The sequence below is a fragment of the Microbacterium sp. cx-59 genome (assembly GCF_020805625.1).
Classification (GTDB): domain Bacteria; phylum Actinomycetota; class Actinomycetes; order Actinomycetales; family Microbacteriaceae; genus Microbacterium.
Map to the genome: position 1 here is coordinate 426,682 of NZ_JAJHGO010000007.1, position 18,376 is coordinate 445,057.

At 71.0% G+C, this 18,376-nt stretch carries 18 protein-coding genes; 10 read left to right on the forward strand and 8 right to left on the reverse strand.

Annotated features, from left to right (window positions below):
* Positions 1 to 20 precede the first annotated feature (20 nt).
* Both LMI96_RS09485 and arr read right to left on the reverse strand, forming a co-directional pair.
* Positions 21 to 1,328 carry an ABC transporter substrate-binding protein gene (locus tag LMI96_RS09485; RefSeq protein WP_223722164.1) on the reverse strand — a complete coding sequence of 436 codons (1,308 nt, stop codon included), beginning with the start codon at positions 1,326 to 1,328 and terminating at the stop codon, positions 21 to 23.
* A 224-nt stretch (positions 1,329 to 1,552) separates the two neighbouring features.
* Complete coding sequence (gene arr, locus LMI96_RS09490; protein WP_228361326.1) at positions 1,553 to 1,975, reverse strand: NAD(+)--rifampin ADP-ribosyltransferase; 423 nt, start codon at positions 1,973 to 1,975, stop codon at positions 1,553 to 1,555.
* A 146-nt stretch (positions 1,976 to 2,121) separates the two neighbouring features.
* Between arr and purS the strand changes: the two genes are divergently transcribed.
* Both purS and purQ read left to right on the forward strand, forming a co-directional pair.
* Entirely contained in the window at positions 2,122 to 2,370 is a 249-nt protein-coding gene (gene purS / locus LMI96_RS09495; RefSeq protein WP_223722162.1) for a phosphoribosylformylglycinamidine synthase subunit PurS, read from the forward strand.
* Positions 2,367 to 3,074, forward strand: a complete 708-nt coding sequence (purQ, locus tag LMI96_RS09500) for a phosphoribosylformylglycinamidine synthase subunit PurQ (protein WP_228361327.1) — start codon at positions 2,367 to 2,369, stop codon at positions 3,072 to 3,074. Before purS ends, purQ begins: the two co-directional genes overlap by 4 nt.
* A gap of 74 nt (positions 3,075 to 3,148) precedes the next feature.
* On the opposite strand, the gene LMI96_RS09505 is transcribed toward purQ, so the two are convergent.
* Positions 3,149 to 3,811, reverse strand: a complete 663-nt coding sequence (locus tag LMI96_RS09505; RefSeq protein WP_228361328.1) for an ATP-binding cassette domain-containing protein — start codon at positions 3,809 to 3,811, stop codon at positions 3,149 to 3,151.
* Positions 3,812 to 3,866: 55 nt separating this feature from the next.
* Between LMI96_RS09505 and aztB the strand changes: the two genes are divergently transcribed.
* From aztB to LMI96_RS09535, 6 genes are all read left to right on the forward strand, one after another.
* Complete coding sequence (aztB, locus tag LMI96_RS09510; protein ID WP_228361329.1) at positions 3,867 to 4,733, forward strand: zinc ABC transporter permease AztB; 867 nt, start codon at positions 3,867 to 3,869, stop codon at positions 4,731 to 4,733.
* Entirely contained in the window at positions 4,712 to 5,923 is a 1,212-nt protein-coding gene (locus tag LMI96_RS09515; protein ID WP_228361330.1) for an ABC transporter, read from the forward strand. Before aztB ends, LMI96_RS09515 begins: the two co-directional genes overlap by 22 nt.
* Entirely contained in the window at positions 5,920 to 6,846 is a 927-nt protein-coding gene (gene aztC / locus LMI96_RS09520) for a zinc ABC transporter substrate-binding protein AztC (protein ID WP_228361331.1), read from the forward strand. Before LMI96_RS09515 ends, aztC begins: the two co-directional genes overlap by 4 nt.
* Before the next feature lie 57 nt (positions 6,847 to 6,903).
* On the forward strand, positions 6,904 to 8,109 hold the full coding sequence (gene aztD / locus LMI96_RS09525) for a zinc metallochaperone AztD (RefSeq protein ID WP_228361332.1): 1,206 nt from the start codon (positions 6,904 to 6,906) through the stop codon (positions 8,107 to 8,109).
* A gap of 376 nt (positions 8,110 to 8,485) precedes the next feature.
* Positions 8,486 to 9,037 (forward strand): hypothetical protein, encoded by a 552-nt coding sequence (locus tag LMI96_RS09530; RefSeq protein WP_228361333.1) that lies wholly within the window; start codon positions 8,486 to 8,488, stop codon positions 9,035 to 9,037.
* 9 nt (positions 9,038 to 9,046) lie between these two features.
* Positions 9,047 to 9,958, forward strand: a complete 912-nt coding sequence (locus tag LMI96_RS09535) for a 2-hydroxyacid dehydrogenase (RefSeq protein ID WP_228361335.1) — start codon at positions 9,047 to 9,049, stop codon at positions 9,956 to 9,958.
* A 16-nt stretch (positions 9,959 to 9,974) separates the two neighbouring features.
* On the opposite strand, the gene LMI96_RS09540 is transcribed toward LMI96_RS09535, so the two are convergent.
* The 4 genes from LMI96_RS09540 to LMI96_RS09555 form a co-directional block, all read right to left on the reverse strand.
* On the reverse strand, positions 9,975 to 11,039 hold the full coding sequence (locus LMI96_RS09540; protein WP_228361336.1) for a hypothetical protein: 1,065 nt from the start codon (positions 11,037 to 11,039) through the stop codon (positions 9,975 to 9,977).
* Between the two features lie 2 nt (positions 11,040 to 11,041).
* Positions 11,042 to 11,410, reverse strand: coding sequence for an antibiotic biosynthesis monooxygenase (locus LMI96_RS09545; protein WP_228361337.1), 369 nt, complete (start codon positions 11,408 to 11,410; stop codon positions 11,042 to 11,044).
* Between the two features lie 276 nt (positions 11,411 to 11,686).
* Positions 11,687 to 13,225, reverse strand: a complete 1,539-nt coding sequence (locus LMI96_RS09550; protein WP_228361339.1) for an HNH endonuclease signature motif containing protein — start codon at positions 13,223 to 13,225, stop codon at positions 11,687 to 11,689.
* A 193-nt stretch (positions 13,226 to 13,418) separates the two neighbouring features.
* A complete protein-coding gene (locus LMI96_RS09555) occupies positions 13,419 to 14,240 on the reverse strand; it encodes an NTP transferase domain-containing protein (protein WP_228361340.1) in 822 nt (273 codons plus the stop codon).
* 50 nt (positions 14,241 to 14,290) lie between these two features.
* On the opposite strand from LMI96_RS09555, the gene LMI96_RS09560 reads away from it, so the two are divergent.
* Both LMI96_RS09560 and LMI96_RS09565 read left to right on the forward strand, forming a co-directional pair.
* Positions 14,291 to 15,601, forward strand: a complete 1,311-nt coding sequence (locus LMI96_RS09560) for an XdhC family protein (protein WP_228361341.1) — start codon at positions 14,291 to 14,293, stop codon at positions 15,599 to 15,601.
* A gap of 590 nt (positions 15,602 to 16,191) precedes the next feature.
* On the forward strand, positions 16,192 to 16,959 hold the full coding sequence (locus tag LMI96_RS09565) for a nucleoside phosphorylase (RefSeq protein ID WP_223722148.1): 768 nt from the start codon (positions 16,192 to 16,194) through the stop codon (positions 16,957 to 16,959).
* A 358-nt stretch (positions 16,960 to 17,317) separates the two neighbouring features.
* On the opposite strand, the gene LMI96_RS09570 is transcribed toward LMI96_RS09565, so the two are convergent.
* Complete coding sequence (locus tag LMI96_RS09570; RefSeq protein WP_228361469.1) at positions 17,318 to 18,295, reverse strand: zinc-binding dehydrogenase; 978 nt, start codon at positions 18,293 to 18,295, stop codon at positions 17,318 to 17,320.
* Positions 18,296 to 18,376 lie beyond the last annotated feature (81 nt).

Below are 18,376 nucleotides of genomic sequence, written 5' to 3' on the forward strand. Positions count from 1 at the left end.
ACCCCGACCGTCGCAACGGATCAGCCGACCAGTTCTCCGAGGAGGTCCTGGGCCTTCTGCCACGCGGCCTGCGTGTCGGCCTCGCCGAGGTCGAGGGACTTCAGCGCGGGACCGAAGACGTTCTCCTGGATGACCGAGTCATCCGGGCCCTTGAACTGGGCGACGACGCCCTTGGCGCGCTCGGCCAGGATCGCGCCGGTCGGGGCTCCGCTGAAGAACTCGTTCGGCGTTGCCTCCGCGGCCAGGGTCTCCTGCGCTTCGACGGTGCTGGGGAAGTTGTTCGCCGCGGCGGACTGCTTGACCTGCTGCTCCGGCTGCGTCAGCCAGTCGGCGAGCTTCGCTGCGGCTTCCTTGTGCTCCGAGCTCTCCGACACGGCGAGGAATGCGCCGCCCCAGTTCGCCGGGCCACCGGGGAAGACGTCGGCGAAGTCCCAGCCGTTGTCGGCGGTGCCGCCCGCGCCTTCGATCGCGCCCTGCATGGTGCCGAGCATCCATCCGGGGCAGACGAACGTGGCGAAGGTGCCGTCGAGGAACGACTCGCCCTTGTTCCAGTCCCATGCGGCCTGCGCCGCAGACAGTCCGTCTTCGGTGGCCGCTCCGAGAAGCTCGAAGCGCTCCTTGAGCTCGGGGTTGTCGGCGACGTTCAGCTCGCCGTCCTTGGTGTAGTAGCCCTCCTCGAGCTGGTTCACCATCGCGTTCCACACGAACCCGGAGTGGTCGTAGAAGGCCTTACCGGTGGCCTCGTGGTACTCGCGGCCGATGTCGAAGTAGTTCTCCCAGTCGCCGTCGAACAGCGCCGCGACCTCTGCGCGGTCGGTCGGGAGTCCGGCCGCCTCGAACGCGGGCTTGTTGTAGCAGAGCCCCTCCGGGCCGATGTCGGTGCCGTAGCCGATGACCCGGCCCTGTGCGTCGGTGCCCTGGTCGTACTTCCACGGGACCCAGTCGTCCTTGCGGTCTTCGATCCCGTAGTCCTTCAGGTCGACGAACTGGTCGGAGACCTCCATGATGGCGCCGAGCCATCCCTCTTCGAGGGCGACCACATCGGAGAGGCCGGACCCCGCGGCGATCTTCGTGAAGGCGTCGGTGCGGGCGTTGCCGCCGGTGTCGATGTTGGTCGCCTCGATCGTGACGCCGGGGTTCGCCTCTTCGTACTCGGTGTAGAGGTCTTCGTATCCGAAGGTGCCGAAGGTCGTCACGGTCAACGTGACGTCGCCATCCGATCCGTCAGCGGTGTCGCCGCCTCCGCCGGAGCATCCGGCGAGGACGAGAGCGGTGGTGGAAGCGGCGGTTGCCACGATGGCAACGCGTCGCAGGGCGCGTGAAAGCACAGGTCACTCCTTTGTGGTGTGGGATTCGTGACCCGGATGCGGTGTCGCCTCACGACTCGTGAGAGCGCTCCCAACCCGGGTTCACGCCAACCTATGGGACCGCTCTCACGAGGTCAAGGATTTCCTATGAATGCGCGACGTCACAGTTCGGTCACGCTCCGCGGCCGAGCCTCAGCTCACGTACCGTTGCTCGCCGCCTGAGACGTTCGCCGAGTCGGTCCCGGTCAGTTGATGATCTCGCCGCGCTCGTGCGGCGGACGCTCCCCGATCCGACTGCGCCACTGTTGCCGCGCCTCGGGAGTCAGCGGCGTCCAGTCGGTGACCTCCCCGACGACACGGAGCGGCGCGGCGCTGCGGTAGGAACGGGAGGGGTTGCCCGGGAACTTCTTGTCGGTGACGTTGGGGTCGTCTTCGAAGGCGCCGGTGGGCTCCACGAGATAGACGCGCGGGGCACGGGCGTCGCGGGCAAGATCGGAGGCGAGCTCGGCCGAAAGCCCGGCTCCATCCCGAAGCGCGGTGAAGTAGATGTGGTTCATCACGACGTCAGGTCGGTAGTTGGATCGAAACCCCGGCGTCAGAAGGTCGCCGACCCGGAGATCTGCCGTCGTGCCATGGAAGAACGGCCCGGTTTCCTGCGCTGCGCTCACGCCCACAGCCTAGAAGACGGAGCATCCCGCGGGGCGGGTGATCGAGGATGCGCCGGATTCGGGCTCGAAGCGCCACGACGCGGCGACGGCGGGCGCGGCCGGTAGCATGGGAACGCCCGCCCGACCGCGCACCCACGGAGCGTTTCATGCCCACGATCGTCGTCGACGTCATGCCCAAGGCCGAACTTCTGGACCCGCAGGGGAAGGCCGTCTCGGGCGCACTCGCGCGCATGGGAACCGACGCCTTCTCGCAGGTGCGGATCGGCAAGCGCTTCGAACTGACCGTCGACGGAGAGGTCGATGAGAGCGTGCTCGCCGAGGCCCGCCGGATCGCCGACGAAGTGCTCTCGAACTCGGTGATCGAAGACGTCGTGGGTATCGAGGTGGTCGAGTGACCGCCCGCATCGGCGTCATCACCTTCCCCGGTTCCCTCGACGACCGCGACGCGCAGCGCGCCATCCGCATCGCCGGTGCCGAGCCGGTCGCGCTCTGGCACGGTTCGCACGACCTCGAGGGCGTCGACGCCCTCGTGCTCCCCGGCGGCTTCAGCTACGGCGACTACCTGCGTGCCGGCGCGATCGCGGCACTCGCGCCGATCATGGCGGAGGTCAAGGACGCCGCCGCGAAGGGGATGCCGGTTCTCGGCATCTGCAACGGGTTCCAGATGCTCGTCGAAGCGCACCTGCTCCCCGGGGGCCTCATCCGCAACGCGCACCAGCAGTTCATCCGGCGTGACCAGCGCCTGCGCGTCGAGAACGCCGACACGGCCTGGACGAGCGACTTCGCCACCGGCCAGGAGATCGTCATCCCGCTGAAGAACGCGGATGGCGGGTACATCGCGGATGCCGAGACGCTCGCCCGCGTCGAGGGAGAGGGCCTCGTCGCGCTCCGCTACCTCGGTGTGAACCCGAACGGCTCGCTCGATGACATCGCGGGGGTCACGAATGCCAGCGGAAACGTGCTCGGGCTGATGCCGCATCCGGAGCACGCGGTCGAGGAGGGCTTCGGTCCCGACACGAGCCTGGCCATGCGCTCGGGCATCGACGGTCTCGGGTTCTTCCGCTCGGCGATCGCCGCCGTGGTGCACGCCGCGGTCTGAGCCGGGTCCGCGCGTCGGTCGGTTCGCTTCTCCGAGGCGGTTCTAGAACCCAGCGTTTTTAGAACCCCGCGGTTCTAGGACGCCGCGCGCACGATGCGGCCGTCCTCGATCCGGACGGTGTCGTGCGCGCGTGCACGGAGCGCCGCGTCGTGGCTGACGCAGACGACCGTCGCGCCGCGGGCGAGCTCCGCATCCATCGCCCGTTCGATGCGGATGGCGCTCTCGTCGTCGAGGCCCGTGGTCGGCTCGTCGAGCAGAAGGAGGTCGGCGCGGCGGGCGAGGGCCTGCGCGATAAGCGCACGCTGGCGTTGCCCGCCCGAGAGCGCGGCGAACGGAGTCCTCCGCAGCGCGGCGAGATCGAGCGCATCGAGCGCCCGCTCGATCGCCGTCCGACGAGCGGACCGGGATAGGGCGCGGGGCGCGGCGCGGCCTCGTCGCCCCCACGTCCCCATCGCGGCGACCTCGCCGACCGTGAGCGGCAGCGTGTCGGGAATCGCCGTGCGCTGCGGCACGAACGCGGCGACACCCGCGCGATCGACCGTGCCCGCCGTCGGCCTTCGAACGCCCGCGAGGGTCTCGAGCAGCGTTGTCTTGCCGGCCCCGTTCGGTCCGGAGATCACGGTGAGCACCCCGCGACGCACGCGAAGATCGAGCGGATGCAGCACCCTGGCGTCCCCGATCGTCACGGTGACGCCGTCCAATCGGGCGGCGCACAAGAGGTCGTCGACGAGCAGCATGATCCGAGCCTAACCGATTTGAGAACCATTCTCATTAACGTTACGGTCGACTCCCATGCCCCCCTTGCTCGCCCCGCTCGAGGTCGATTTCATGCAGCGCGCCCTTGTCGGCGGCTCGCTCGTCGCGGTGCTGTGCGGCGTCGTCGGCACCTGGGTCGTCATCCGGGGCATGGCGTTCCTCGGCGAGGCCCTCGCTCACGGCATGCTGCCCGGCGTCGCCCTCGCGACGGTCTGGGGGCTCCCGGTACTCGTCGGCGCGGCGCTCAGCGCGGTCGCCATGAGCGCGGGGATCGGCGCACTGCAGCGCCGTGGGCGTCTCTCGTACGACACCAGCATCGGACTGCTCTTCGTGGCGATGCTGGCGCTCGGGGTCATCGTGATCTCGCATTCGGGCAGTTTCGCCACCGACGCGACCGCCATCCTGTTCGGCGACATCCTCGCCATCACCTGGGCGGACGTCGCCCTCCTCGCCGCCGCGGCGGCCGTCGGCACCGGGGCCGCCGCGCTCGCGCACCGGGCGCTCGTCGCCGCGGCGTTCGATGTGCGGGTCGCCCACGTGCTCGGGCTCCGACCCGCGGTCGCCAACGGTGCGCTGGTCGGCCTCGTCACCCTCGCCGTCGTCGCGTCCTACCAGGCGGTCGGATCACTTCTCGTCGTGGGTCTGCTGCTGGCCCCGGCCGTCGCGGCTCGGCAGTGGACCCACCGCATCCTGCCCACGATGCTGCTCGCCGCCGTTCTCGGCATCGCCGCCGTCGCGACCGGACTCGCACTGTCGTGGCACGCCGGCACCGCCGCGGGCGCCGGGGTCGCCGCCGTCGCCATCGCCATCGCCGCCCTGTCGTGGACGGTCCGCGGCGCAGCGCGGCGCCTGCACTCCCGCCCCGCTCTCGAAAGGACCCCGTGCGTCCGCATCCGATCCTGATCCCGACGATCGCCGCCGCGCTCCTCACTCTCACGGCCTGCGCCGGACCGGCGAGCGCCCCCGACGCGCCCACCGACGGCACCGACACCCACGGCGCTGTCAGCGGGGCGGCCGAGATGAGCGAACCGCAGCTGCACCTGATGACCGTCGACCCGACCGGCACGGTCGCCCACCTCGATCTGCTGACGGAAGAATCCACCGACATCGGCGGGATCGGTTCGGTCACGACCACGGCCAGCGACGGTCGCTACCTCTTCGCCGCGGGCGACGGTGTGCGCATCGTCGACAGCGGCGTGTGGACCTGGGATCACGTCGACCACTTCCACTACTACCGCGCAGAACCGCGGATTCTCGGCACCGTCCCGGATGCGGGCGCCGTCGCGGTGGCGACCACGAACTCGTCGACGACCGGGGGCATCGGGCTGTTCTTCGCCGAGACCGGCGCCGCCGTGCTCCTCGACACGGCCGCGCTGTCGAAGGGCGAGATCGTCGAGTCGTTCCGGCTGAACACGACTCCGCACGCGGGCTACGTCGTGCCCGTCGGATCGTTCGCGCTCGTGACCGACGGTGCCGGTGCGGTGACCGTGCATGAGTCGACCGGCGACACGGTTGCCGATTCGACCGTGCCGTGCGTCGACCCGCGCGGCACGATCACGACGCGGGTCGGCGCCGTTCTCGGATGCCGAGACGGCGCGCTGCTCGCGACGGTCACGGCCGACACCGTTCACATCGAGCGCATCCCGTACCCCGAGGGAGTGGGTCCCGTCACGAGCTTCGCGAACCGGGAGGGTCGCCCGACCGTCGCGGGACTCGACGCCGCCGGACGCATTCTGCTGCTCGACACCCGGGAACGCTCGTGGCGAGTGCTGCCGGCACCGGCTCCGCTCCTGACCGTCACCGCGGTGGATGACGCAGCCGAGCACGTTCTCGGGCTGGGCGCCGACGGACGCGTGCTCGTCATCGATGGGGCGTCCGGCGCTCTCCTCGCCGCCACCGAACCGCTCGTCGCCGACACGATCGCCGCGGGTTCGGCATCCGGTGTGCGCCTCCTCGCCGACGACCATCGCGCCTACCTGAACGCCCCCGTCGAACGGCTGCTGTACGAGATCGACTACGCCGACGCCGCGCGAATCGCGCGCACGTTCGTGACCCCGACCGCCCCCGTCCACCTCGTGGAGACCGGACGATGAGCACGACCCGAATGCTGCGGAGTGTGGGCGCCCTGGCGGCCCTCACCGTGATCGCTCTCACCGGATGCGCGGCCGGGTCCGCATCCGACGATCGCCCCCTCATCGTCGTCTCGACCAACATCCTGGGCGACGTCGTGGCGGAGCTCGTCGGCGATGACGCGCAGGTCGTCACGCTCATGAAGCCGAACGCCGATCCGCACTCGTTCGAGATCTCCGCACAGGAGGCGGCGCGGCTGCAGAGCGCGGATCTGGTCGTGTCGAACGGCCTCGGGCTCGAGGAGGGGTTGCAGCAGCACCTCGATGGCGCGGCCGCATCCGGTGTCGAGTCCTTCGTCGCCGGCGACGCGATCGAGGTGCTTCCGTACGCGTCGGGAGATGCGGCGGGCACCCCCGACCCGCACTTCTGGACCGACCCGGCACGCATGATCGCCGTCGTCGACGCGCTCGAACCGCGCCTCATCGCGATCGACGGGATGGATGCGGATGCGGTCGCCGCAGCCGTCGCGACCTACCGCGCCGAGCTCACCGCCCTGGACGCGGAGATGACGACGGCGTTCGCCGGGATCCCCCCGGAACGGCGGGCGCTCGTGACGAACCATCACGTGTTCGGCTACCTCGCCGACCGGTTCGGGTTCCGGATCGTCGGCACGGTGATCCCCGGCGGCACGACGCTCGCGGCCCCGAGCGCGTCGGACCTCGCGGATCTCGTGTCGGCCGTGGAGGAGGCGGGCGTCACGACCGTGTTCGCCGAATCCTCATCGCCGGACCGCCTCGTCCGCGCTCTCGCAGAGGAGGCCGATGTGGACATCTCCGTCGTCGAGCTCTTCACAGAGTCGCTGACCGACGCCGACGGCGGTGCGCCCGACTACCTGACCATGATGCGCGTCAACACCGAGCGCATCGCCACCGGGCTCTCCCCCTGAGCCCGGCCACCGGCCCACCGGGTCGGTGCCACCCCGAGAGAAAGAAGCACCCCCTCCATGCATCGCACCCCCCTGGCCCGCGCGGGCCTGATCGCGCTGAGCCTCACGGCCGTCGCGGCACTCGCCGCGTGCTCCCCCGCATCCGGCACCCCCACCGACAGCGCATCGGCGGATGCGTCGGCCGGCGTCGAACGTCTCGCGATCAGCTACGCCGGCGGCATCCTCGTGCTCGACGGTGCGAGCCTCGACACCGTCGCCGATCTGCCGTCCGAGGAGTTCACCCGGCTGAGCGCCGCCGGCGACGGCAGTCACGTTCTCGTGATGATGAGCGAGGGGTTCCAGGTGCTCGACACGGGCGCGGCGGCCGCATCCGCCCCGTCGCTCACCGATCAGATCTTCGCCGCCGAGGCGCCCGGACACGTCGTGCGTCACGGCGGCAAGACGCTCATGTACGCCGACGGCACGAGCGACACGACGATCGTCGACACGTCCGATTTCGCGAACGCCGACGACGTGCTGCCGCCGAGCACCACGGTGCCGGGCGTCGAGGCGCACCACGGCGTCTCGGTCATGCTCGAGGACGGCACCTTTCTGACGACCGTCGGAAACGCCGACGGTCGCACCGGGATCTCCGTCACGGGCGCGGACGGCACGGTCCTCGCGACCAGCGCCGACTGCCCCGGCGTGCACGGCGAGGGCACGGCCGCCAACGAAGCCGTCGTGTTCGGCTGCGAGAACGGCGCACTGATCTACCGGGACGGCGAGATCACGAAGCTCGCGTCACCCGATCAGCCCTACGGACGCATGGGCAACGCGTACGTCAGCGAGACGAGCCCGCTCGTCGTCGGCGACTACAAGGACGACCCGGATGCGGAGGGCTACCTGCTCTCCCGCGTCACGCTGATCGACACGGAAGCGAAGACCCTCGACGTCGTGTCGCTGCCGGAGGGCGTCGAATACACCTTCCGCGATATCGCACGCGGCCCGGGCGACCTCGCGTACGTCCTCGGCACCGACGGGGCGATCCACGTGCTCGACCCGGCCACCGGCGACCTGACCGCAGAGTACCCGGTGATCGGCGCCTGGGAGGGTCCGGTCGAATGGCAGGATCCGCATCCGGCCATCGTCGTGTCGGGCGACATCGCCTACGTCACCGAGCCCGCCGCGAACGCGGTGCACGCCGTGAACCTCACGACCGGCGAGATCGTCGCGACGACCACGCTCGACGTGCAGCCGAACGAGGTCGCCGTCGCCGCCGGCTGAGCCCGCGTTCCGCCGCCCGCGTCTCGTCTCCGCCTCGGCGGGGCGAGGCGCGGGCGGCGGGGATGGGTTGCGGGCGGCGATAATCGTGGAACATCCTGGGCGGGTGAACATCGCCCCGGATGATGAGTTGGCGATGCTGCGCGAGCGCGCGTATGGACCCCACCCGGACATCGCCGACGACCCGGCCGCGCGGACGCGCCTGCAAGAATTGGAGGCCACACGGCGCGCGCGCCGGAGGTCGGCAGCAGGTGACTCGGCAGTGGTCGCCCCGGACGCGGGCGAGCCGACGACGAGTCAGGGTCACGCGCCGGGTGCGACAGCGGAACCACATCCAGTTTACTCGGGACGCCCCGATGAGGACGCGAGCGCGGATGCGTTGACGCGCGCGACCGCCGGCAGCGCCGCATCCGTCGCGGTCTTACCCGCTTCTCGTCGACGCCCCCGTGCGATCGCGACCTGGATCGTCTCGCTGCTGATCGCGGGCGTCGCTGGGGCGGCGATCAGCGTTGCCGCCCTCCAGTACGACCCCACCGTGGTGGCGACCCTGTCTGAAGCGAGCGAACTGGGAGTTCCGCCGGACCTCGACGATTTCGACGGCGAAGTGACGCGATTCGAGGACTACCTCGGCGTCACGGTGGTCACCAGTCATGCACCTGGCACCGGCGACACGCCTACGGGCAACTGCGTCATGGTCAAGATCGACAACTTCTTTCAGGGCGGATGCACGGCCGACGACTTCGAGGCGTTCGCGGAGATCACGATCGGCGAAGGGAGCGGGGTGAGGTGGGCGCGGCTGCGCGAACGTCACGGCGACAACGCGGTCCTCCGTTTTACCCACACCGGGGGTCAGGTCGTCGTTCGCGCCAGCGATCCCGGTGAGACGATTACCGAACCGCAATCGGCACCGCGATTCGCCCCGCGGGGTTAGCGTCGAGGGGTGAGCACCCTCGTCGTGACCGTCCCCTCGCCCGAACTCGCCGCCGATCTCGAACCTCTGCCGAACGGGGTCGAGGTGATCGTCTGGGATATGCAGCAGAGCGCGCCGCGCGACAACATCGACCTGGTGGTGCCGCCGTATATGAGCGCGCGGAGCGTGATGACGCACCTCTCGGGCGTTCGCACCCGGCTCGTGCAGAGTCAGTCGATCGGGTACGAGGATGCCGCCGAGCACCTGCCCGCCGGTGTCGTCTTCGCGAACGCCGCGACCGTGCACGAGACGTCGACCGCCGAACTCGCCGTCGGGCTCGCGCTCGCGGTGCAGCGCCACCTCGATGACTTCGCGCGCGACCGCACGTGGACGCCCGTCTTCGCCGAGAGCCTCACCGATCGCCGCGTGACCGTGCTCGGCTACGGCGGCGTCGGTAAGGCGATCGCCGCGCGACTCGCCCCCTTCGAGGTGGAGCTTCGGGCGGTCGCATCCCGAGAGCGAGTCGAGGACGGCATCGCCGTATCCGCCCTCACCGATCTGCATACGGTGCTCGCCGACACCGAGATCCTTTTCATCGCGCTCCCCGGATCCGACAGCACCCGGCATGTGATCTCGGATGCGGAACTCGCCGCGCTCCCCGACGGCGCGCTCATCGTGAACGTCGGACGCGGACCGCTCATCGACACCGACGCCCTCGTGCACCACGTGCGACGCGGCCGCATCCGTGCGGCACTCGACGTGACCGACCCCGAACCGCTGCCCGAAGGCCACCCGCTGTGGACGCTTCCGGGGGTTCTCATCGCCCCGCACGTGGGTGGGGCGACGACGGCCATGCAGCCGCGCATCGCACGACTCGTTCGCCGCCAGATCGATCACCTGCTCCGCGGGGAAGAGCCCGAGAACATCGTCCTCCGCAGCTGAACGGTACCGTTCGGGTTCAGCTCGGCTCTCCGGTCGGCGCCGGGTTCTTCGCCTCCGTCACCAGGACGTTGTCGCCGTTGCGCGTGAAGCGGATGATGCCGCCATCCGGAAATTCCTCCGCCAACTGCGCGGGGTAGGTGCCCCCGTAGTACTGGGTGTTCGAGGACTCATCCGGAAGGAACACATCCATCGTGGCCGGCAACGGGCCGACGCCGCATCCGGAGGAAAACAGCCCCGGCCCCTCTCCGTCGTTGTCGGAGGTGATCGCCGTATAGAGGCAGTCCCCGACGGCGTAGACCCCGAGCCCCTTGTACTCGCCGAAGTAGATCGCGTTGGCCGCGGTCATGTCGCGTTGCGTCCCGAACTGCTCGAGCTGTCGGGTGACCGCGGAGTCACCGCCTCCGGGCTGCGCCGACAGCCGCGCGTCTACGTGCGCGCTGTCCCGAACACCGAAGGGGAACAGCCACGCCGTCAGACCCGCCGTGATCACGACCGCCGCGACGAGGCTGGCGACCCACGCGCGTCGGATGCGAGGACTCAGCGCGGGGGCGGGCGGCGGCTCGGCCGGCTCGGCGGGCTCGGCGGGCTCGGCGGAATCTGCCGGCTCGGCGAGCTCGGCTGCAGGGTCCGCGCGGTCGGTCGTGCGGATCGCAGCGCGGGCCGCACGGCGGCTGCTCGCGGTCGGATCGCTGGAGACGGGATCGGTGGAGTTCGGACCGGCGGAGCTCGGCTCGGCGAGAGCCGCATGCCCGATCGCGGCGGAGAAGGGAGACTCCACGGCCGCGGACCCGGATGCGGACGCCTGCACCGGCACGGACACGGGTGCGCGGAGGGGCGGGCGCGGCGGCACCACGGGTTCGCGCGTACCGGAGGGAACGGTTGCCGATCCGGGCGCACCGAAGAGCGCCTCGAGGTCATCTGCCGGCTCCTGCATCTCCAGGGTGCCGGGGAGCGCATCCTGGCGGGCGGCGTCCTCCAGTTCCTTCAAGCGCGCTACCGCGGCCGGGTCTGACCAGATGTCGGCTGCCGGCCCGTACGCGCGACTCCGGAGCGCCGCGAGCTCGTCGTCGATCGTGCTCATCGTCACACTCCTTCGGGCGCGATCGCCGCGTGCGCGGGGGTGGCAGTGTCGCCGGACGACGACTCTGCCCGCGCGCCATCGACGTCGACCGGAACGAAGTGCTCGACGACCGGGAACGGCTCGTAGAAGTGGTGCAGGAGCGCTTTCCATTCCTCGTACGCCGCCGACTCCCGGAACCCCTCGGTGTGCGCCGCCACGGAATCCCACTCCACGAGCAGCAGATAGTGCTGCGGCGTCTCGACGGATCGCGAGAGTCGCAGCGACCGGAATCCGGGCTGCGCGGCGATGAGCGGGCGCGCCGCCGCGAACGCCGCCTCGAAGTCGGATGCGGCACCGGCGCGCACCGGCAGGATCGCGTGCTCGAGGATCATGAACCCAGCGTGCCATCCCACGAGCTTTCCGGGCAGGGTGGATGAGCGCGTCGCCGGCAGCCATCGTTCCGGCATGCCGCTCACTGCGACGTGGCGGACCCCACTCCTCGCCCCGCGCACGCATGCTCCGCCCGGCCCCGTTCGCTCCGCCCGCTCCGCGGGCGCAGGTCCGCTCCGCCCACTCCACCCGCGCACGTCCGCTCCGCCCGCGCACCTTCGCTCCGCCCGTGCACCTTCGCTCCGCCCGCTCCGGCGGCTCACATCCGCTCCCTCCTCTCACGTCCGCCGGACGATCCGATCCGCCAGCCTGGTCTTCGAAGACGTCACGCGCCGCCAGCGGCGCTGCGCATCGATCCATCCGGGCGCCCGCAGCTCGGGAACACCGCGGTTCATACGGATCTCCCATCCGCTCGCATCGAGGAATCGATGATGAAACCAGCACAACAACACCCCGTTGTCGGTGTGCGTGGACCCTCCCCGTGCGTGCTCGGTCACGTGATGGACTTCGCACCAGGCCGCGGGTACTCCGCATCCGGGTGTGAGGCATCCGCCGTCGCGAAGCGCGATCGCCCGACGCTGGTGGCGGTTGAACACCCGCTCCTCCGTGCCGAGTCGGAGAATGCGCCCTTCGCCGTTCATCGCCACACGCTGCAGGACACCCGCGCACGCCACCCATCGAGCCGCCGCCACCGACAGCGGCTCATCGGTGCCGGCAGCGTGCGCCCACCCGCGGCCGCTCACGAGGTCGTCTTCTCGCACCGAGACGACCAGGGTCGGCGCGGCTCCTCCGACCGTGGGCAGTTCTCCGCTGGCCGCTGCCGCGAACAGCGCGGTGGCGAGCGCGTCGTGACGCTTCTGCGGCGCCCGGCGGTCATCGATCGGCACGCCGGACGTCCACACCTCATCGCCCGGCATCTCGGCGGCGGACTGGTCGGCCCGCGTCTCGCCGGCAGACTGCTCGCCCAGCGGATCGCCGGCGGGATCGCCGGCATCCACTCCCTCGGGTCGAAACCTCACGCCACCCGCAGAGTCGTCGGCGCGCGGCGAGCACAGGGCGTCGAAGATGCGCTGGAGCTGCGCGGCAACCTCGGGCAGTAGCTCCCCGCGGATGGGCACGAGCCCCTCCCGCGGGGAACCCAGGCTCACGCCCCGGCGGCGAAGCGCCCGACTCTCGCGCGGCTCCGCACCGTCTTGGTCGAGCATCATCGACCATGCGGCCGCCTGCAAGCGCAGGAGATCGGCAGAGGCGGGCGGCGCCGAATCAGAACCGCACCCGCGGGCGGATGCGGCGAGCGCCGCATCCGCGTCGAGTACCGCGTCGCGGGACACCCGGCGGTCGAGATCGGCGAGCGGCGCGGCGATCGCCAGGATGCCGTCGACACCGATCACCCCCTCGAGGAGCGCCTCTCGCGTGGCCGGGAGCGACGCGGGAAGCCACTCGCCCGTCGACGGCGAAACATCGCGAACAACGGATCGTGCGGCACGCTGCCACCGACCGGCCGTCGCAGGGGCGACGAGCGTCGCGCGCTGAACCAGCTCGCTGACATCGTGGCACCCCCACCGCGTCGTCAGCCGCGCCTCTCTCACCGCGGTGGCGGAGCGCCGCGACGCCTCGCCCGTCACTTCGACGAGCATCGACTCGACGCGCCGGAGGATGCCGCCGGCAACCGTGAGCGCCTGCACGAGGTCCGGATCGGCGAGCGCCGATGGTCCGTTGTCCGCCAGCAGCGCGCCGGCGACGTCGTCGGCATGGCTCGACAGTCGGACGAGCGCAGCCAGGTGCGTGTCGGTCGGGTCGAGAGCGGTGAGGGCCATGACTCCATTCTGCAGAGAGCCTCCGACATCGGGTTGCAGGAGAAATTCCCGGTCAGCTGTGTATAAGTCCCCACATATCGGGCCTGTGGAGGACAAGTGGGAGACCGCACTCGAGAGGCCGGCAACGACGACCGGACGTCCGGCATCGCAGCCGCCGACCGCGCACACCGACCGCTCGTCGGCACCATCCCGCTCAGCGGCGATCGACGTCCGCGCCCGACCAGAGGTCACTGCATTCGACGGCAACGGCTCCGTGCGCAGCGAGGAACGGGCCTGCGCCGCGATCGCCACGGAGCGCGGCAACGACCGCGGGCACGTGCGCGCGACCGATCAACACGGGGTGACCGGGACGGCCGGCGTACGCCGCCTGCACGAGCGCGGATTCGAGGCCCAGACCAGCGTCACCCCGCCCGCCGGCTCGGATCACCCGCGCGACCGCCGACGCGGGCAGCTCAGGGGTATCCACCGTCACGACGAGCACCGCGTCCGGGCCGCGGTACGACACCCGCCGCTCGGCGGGCACCGCCTCGCGGCGACGGTCCACCGCCTGCTCTCGCTCCGCATCCGGCGTCGGCTCCGCCGCCTGCTCCGGCGCCGCATTCGGCGTCGGCTCCGCATCCCGCTCCGGCCCGGTCGCCTGCTCTCGCTCCGCCGCCCCCTCCGGCTCGGCCGCCGGCTCCGGCTCGGCCGCCTGCTCTCGCTCGGCCGCCCCCTCCGGCTCGGGAATCGCCGCCCGCAGGCCCGCGCGAAGCGACGCGGAAAGCCCCACCGCCCAATCCTCGGCCCGCACGACGGTCGCGTCCGGCGGCACGAGCGCCGCGACCTCGTCGGCGGCGGCGCCGACCGCCACGAGCACCGTTCCGCATCCGCCGTCCCGCAGGGTCCGCACCGCGCGGGCCACCCACGCTTCGCCTTCGGTGGTGCGCGCGAGGCCTTTGGGTCCGCCGAATCGCGAGCCCGCCCCGGCCGCCAGCACCAACCCGACGACACGGGTGTCGGAGGGCGCCGGATGCATGGTTCGCACAGCGTAGCGCGCAGGAAACACAGGGCGATTAGCGTGTGAGCATGCTCGAACTCGCCCGCGACCTGCTGCCGCTGCTGCGTGCCGGAGAGACCGTCGCCACCGTCACCGTCACCGGAGTGGCCCGAAGCGCGCCCCGCGGCGTCGGCTCGGCGATGGCCGTCACACGGGACGCCCGCGTGATCGGTTCGATCTCGGGCGGATGCGTCGAAGCCGACGCCGTCGCGCTCTCGCTCGCCACGCTCGCCGGGTCCGACGACATCGCTCGGGGCGGTCGCCGCGGCATCGCCCGCAGCGGCGACACTCGCAGCGGCACTGCCGCCAGCTTCGGCTTCAGCGACGATCAAGCCTTCGCGGCGGGACTTGCCTGCGGCGGATCGATCGACGCCGTGATCAGCGTGCTCCGCCCCGACGACCACGTCGCAATCGACGCGCTCGAGCGCGCCGCCGCCGACCGTCGCAGCAGCGTCGGGATCGTCGCCGCGGGCCCCCGGGCCGGCGAGATCGTCGCCCTCCAGAACCCCGCCGTTCCGGACGCTGCTCCGCAGAACACGCCCGCACAGAACCCCACCGTGCAGCTCACCTCCGGCCAGCACACTGCCGCCCCGCACACCTCGGTGCAGAGCACCCGCGGCCAGAGCGCACTCACCGTGGACGCGTCGGGCACCCCGATCCTGGTCGTCGTCTCGGCGCCGCGTCCGCGCCTGCTGCTGATGGGAGCGGGCGAGCACGCCGCCGCCCTCAGCCGGATCGCGACGTCCGCCGGGTTCGCCGTCACCGTGTGCGACGTGTGGGAGCTGCTCGTCACCCCCGAGCGCTTCCCCGACGCCCACGAACTGCACACCGGGATGCCGCACGAGTACCTCGCCGCGCTCGGGCCTGACGACATCGATGAGCGCACCGCGGTCGTCGTCCTCACCCACGATGTGCGCCTCGACATCCCTGCGCTTCAGGCCGCGCTGGCACTGCCGATCGGCTTCGTCGGCGCGCTCGGTGCCCGGTCTACGGTCGCGCGTCGCGCGGACCTGCTGCGAGACGCCGGAGTTCCGGATGCGGACATCGCCCGCCTCCATTCCCCGCTCGGCCTCGACCTTGGCGGCGCCACCCCGGATGAGACCGCTGTCGCCGCCATCGCCGAGATCGTGGCCGCGCGGCACGGCGGCTCGGGTCGTCCGCTCGGCGAACTCCGCGGACCGCTGCACCGGCGCCCCGCGGCGCCCGCGGGCGTGGTGCTGGACGCGGCGTCATCGACCACCGCCCAGGACGCGCCGAGCACCACCGTCGGCTCCGCCGCTGCATTCGGCGCCCCGACCACTGCCGTCGGCTCCGCGTCCTGCTCAGTCGTACCCGCCTAGCGGCGCGGCTCGCACCGGGCCAGCGCGCGTCGAGCCGCGGCGGTTCGCGGCATCCGCGTCGGCGTCCGCGCCCGCAGCATCCGCGCCAGCGCTCGCGGCGCCACACCCCCGCCGATGCTCTCAGCACGGCACCCCCGCAACCGATGCGATAACTCCTCCAAAAGTCACCCGGGGCCCGCCCGCACGCCGCGACCGACGCGATGTGGAGGAGTTAGTCTCCGCCGACCGCACCAGACGACCCGCGACCGCGACCGCGACCCACCGCACCAGACCACCCCGCAGCCGACGGGACAACTCCTCCAAAAGTCACCCCGGACGCACCCACACGCAGCAACCGACGCGATGTGGAGGAGTTAGCTTGCACCGACCGCACCAGACGACCCCGCCACACCGCGCCAGACGACCCCGCGCCACACGACCGCGCCCGACCGCGCCCGCGTCCACACCGCGCCCCACCCCGCCCCACGCCCGCCCAGGACACAGGCGGTGCTAATCTCGCCGGCGAAGCGTGTCCTATCACCATGACCTCGACGGGTCAGGGCGGGGACTGCGACGAATCTGAATCGTCCAGACCCGCAAGGAGAGCGACTATGTCCGCACCCGTCGACAAATCCCAGGCCGGCCTCACGGCCCGTCAGTACCACATCGGCATCGCGCCGGGCGAGGTCTCATCCGTCGCCCTGCTGCCCGGCGATCCGTTCCGCGTTCCGCTCGTCGCCGAGTTCCTGACCGACGTCCGCGAGGTCGCGCACAACCGCGAGCACCGCACGATGACGGGCTACTACAAGGGCCGCCACATCACCGCGACGTCCACCGGCATGGGGTGCCCGTCGACCGCGATCGCGGTGGAGGAGCTGGCCCGCGTCGGAGTCACGAGCTTCATCCGCGTCGGCAGTTCGGCCGCCGTGCAGCCCGGAATCGAGCCGGGCGACTTGCTCGTGAGCGAGGGCAGCTTCCGCAACGACGGCACGACCGACGCGTACCTGCCGAAGGGGTTCCCGGCCGTGCCCGACCTGGGCCTCACGCTCGCGCTCGCGGGACACTCCGCGCGGCTGGCGGATGCGGCCGGCACGCGGTCGCACACCGGCATCAGCGTGAGCGACGACGCCTTCTACGCCGAAACCCCCGAGTGGATCGACCAGCTGCAGCGTATGGGGATCCTCAACGTCGAGATGGAGGCATCCGCCCTCTACATCGTCGCCCGGATGCGCGGCCTGCGCGCCGGCATGGTGTGCGCGTGCTCCAGCAACCTCGTCGACGGATCGTCGCTCTACGACGAGAAGAACACGGCCCTGAAGGACGGGTGGATGCGGTCGATCGAGGCGGCGCTCGAGACGGCTGTCGACCTGGAGCTGTAGACGCTCACGCGGGTCGTCTGCGCAGAAACCGGACGGCTCTGTCGGCGATCCCGGATGGCGGGGTTCTTGGTTCCCTCGCGGTGCGGGCTCGAGTCCCCGCATCGCGAGGGAACCCCCAGAAAAAAGTTGGTCTGCGTCCCCATGCGCGACCATTTCCCCCGGTCAACCCCCCAGTTGTCCCGTTCCAGTACCCCCAGTACTCGTTCGGAACGGAAGCTAACGTAACACCACTCCTGTCCACCAAATGGCGGACAGGGCAATCGTGAGAACACTCTCACGATGCGTTCATGGACTGCGGCCAAGAATGACGGTCGGATGCGGCGCCGAAGCTCCGCATCCGACCGAACACCGGTGCGCGTCAGGGGCGCAGCAGCACCTTGCCCACGCGACCGGCTTCGCCGTTGGCGTTCGCGGCATCCGCGATCTGATCGAACGAGTACGTGGCGGCGACCGGCAGGGTGATCGTGCCGTCGGCGACCCGGGTGACGAGTTCACCGAGGAGCGCGGCGCGGCGAGCCGGCTCCATCGACGAGCTCACCTTGCTGCCCCAGAATCCCTTGACGGTCGCCTGCTTGAAGATGACGTCTCCCGAGGCGATCTCCATGATCGGAGACGACATCGCACCGAACGCGACGAGCGTGCCGTTCTCGGCGAGAAGCGACAGCACTTCGCCGCTGGCGGACCCGCCGACGGAGTCGACACCCGCGCGAATGGGCGCGCCCTGGGTGATCGCCGCCGCCCGCTCGCGCCAGTCGTCGGACTCGGTCGAGACGACGTTGCCGATGCCGAGACCTGCGAGCTCTGCCACACCCGCGTCACGACGGACGAGCCCCAGCACGTTGAGGCCGCGCGCGACCGCGAGCTGCGCGACCAGCCGACCGACGGCACCGTTCGCGGTGTTCTGCGCGATCCAGTCGCCGGGCTCGAGATCGAGGAACTCGATCAGGCTGAGCGCACTGAACGGCATCGAGACGAGTTGCGACGCGGCGGCGTCGTCGATGCCGTCGGGCACCGGGATGAGGCCCGCCGCGGGCGCGACGAAGTACTCGGCCCACACGCCGAACGTGCCGCCGGTGACGACGCGCTGGCCGGGCTGCAGGGTGTCGACGCCCGCACCGACCGCATCCACGACACCGAGCGCTTCGGTACCGGCGCGGGCGGGAAGCTCGGGCTTGTAGCCGTAGGTTCCGCGCACGGTCCAGAGGTCGTGGTTGTGGATGGGAGACAGGAGCGTGCGCACGCGCACGGCGCCGGGGCCGGGCTCGGGCAGCGGAGTCTCCGCGACGTGCAGGACGTCGGCGGGCTTGCCGAAAGCGTCGTGCATGACGGCGCGCATGGTGGTCGAGTTCTCCGAGTTGTTGCTCACCGATCGAGCCTACGCCCGCGGATTGTCGCGGGCGCGGCCCGTTCGCCGACA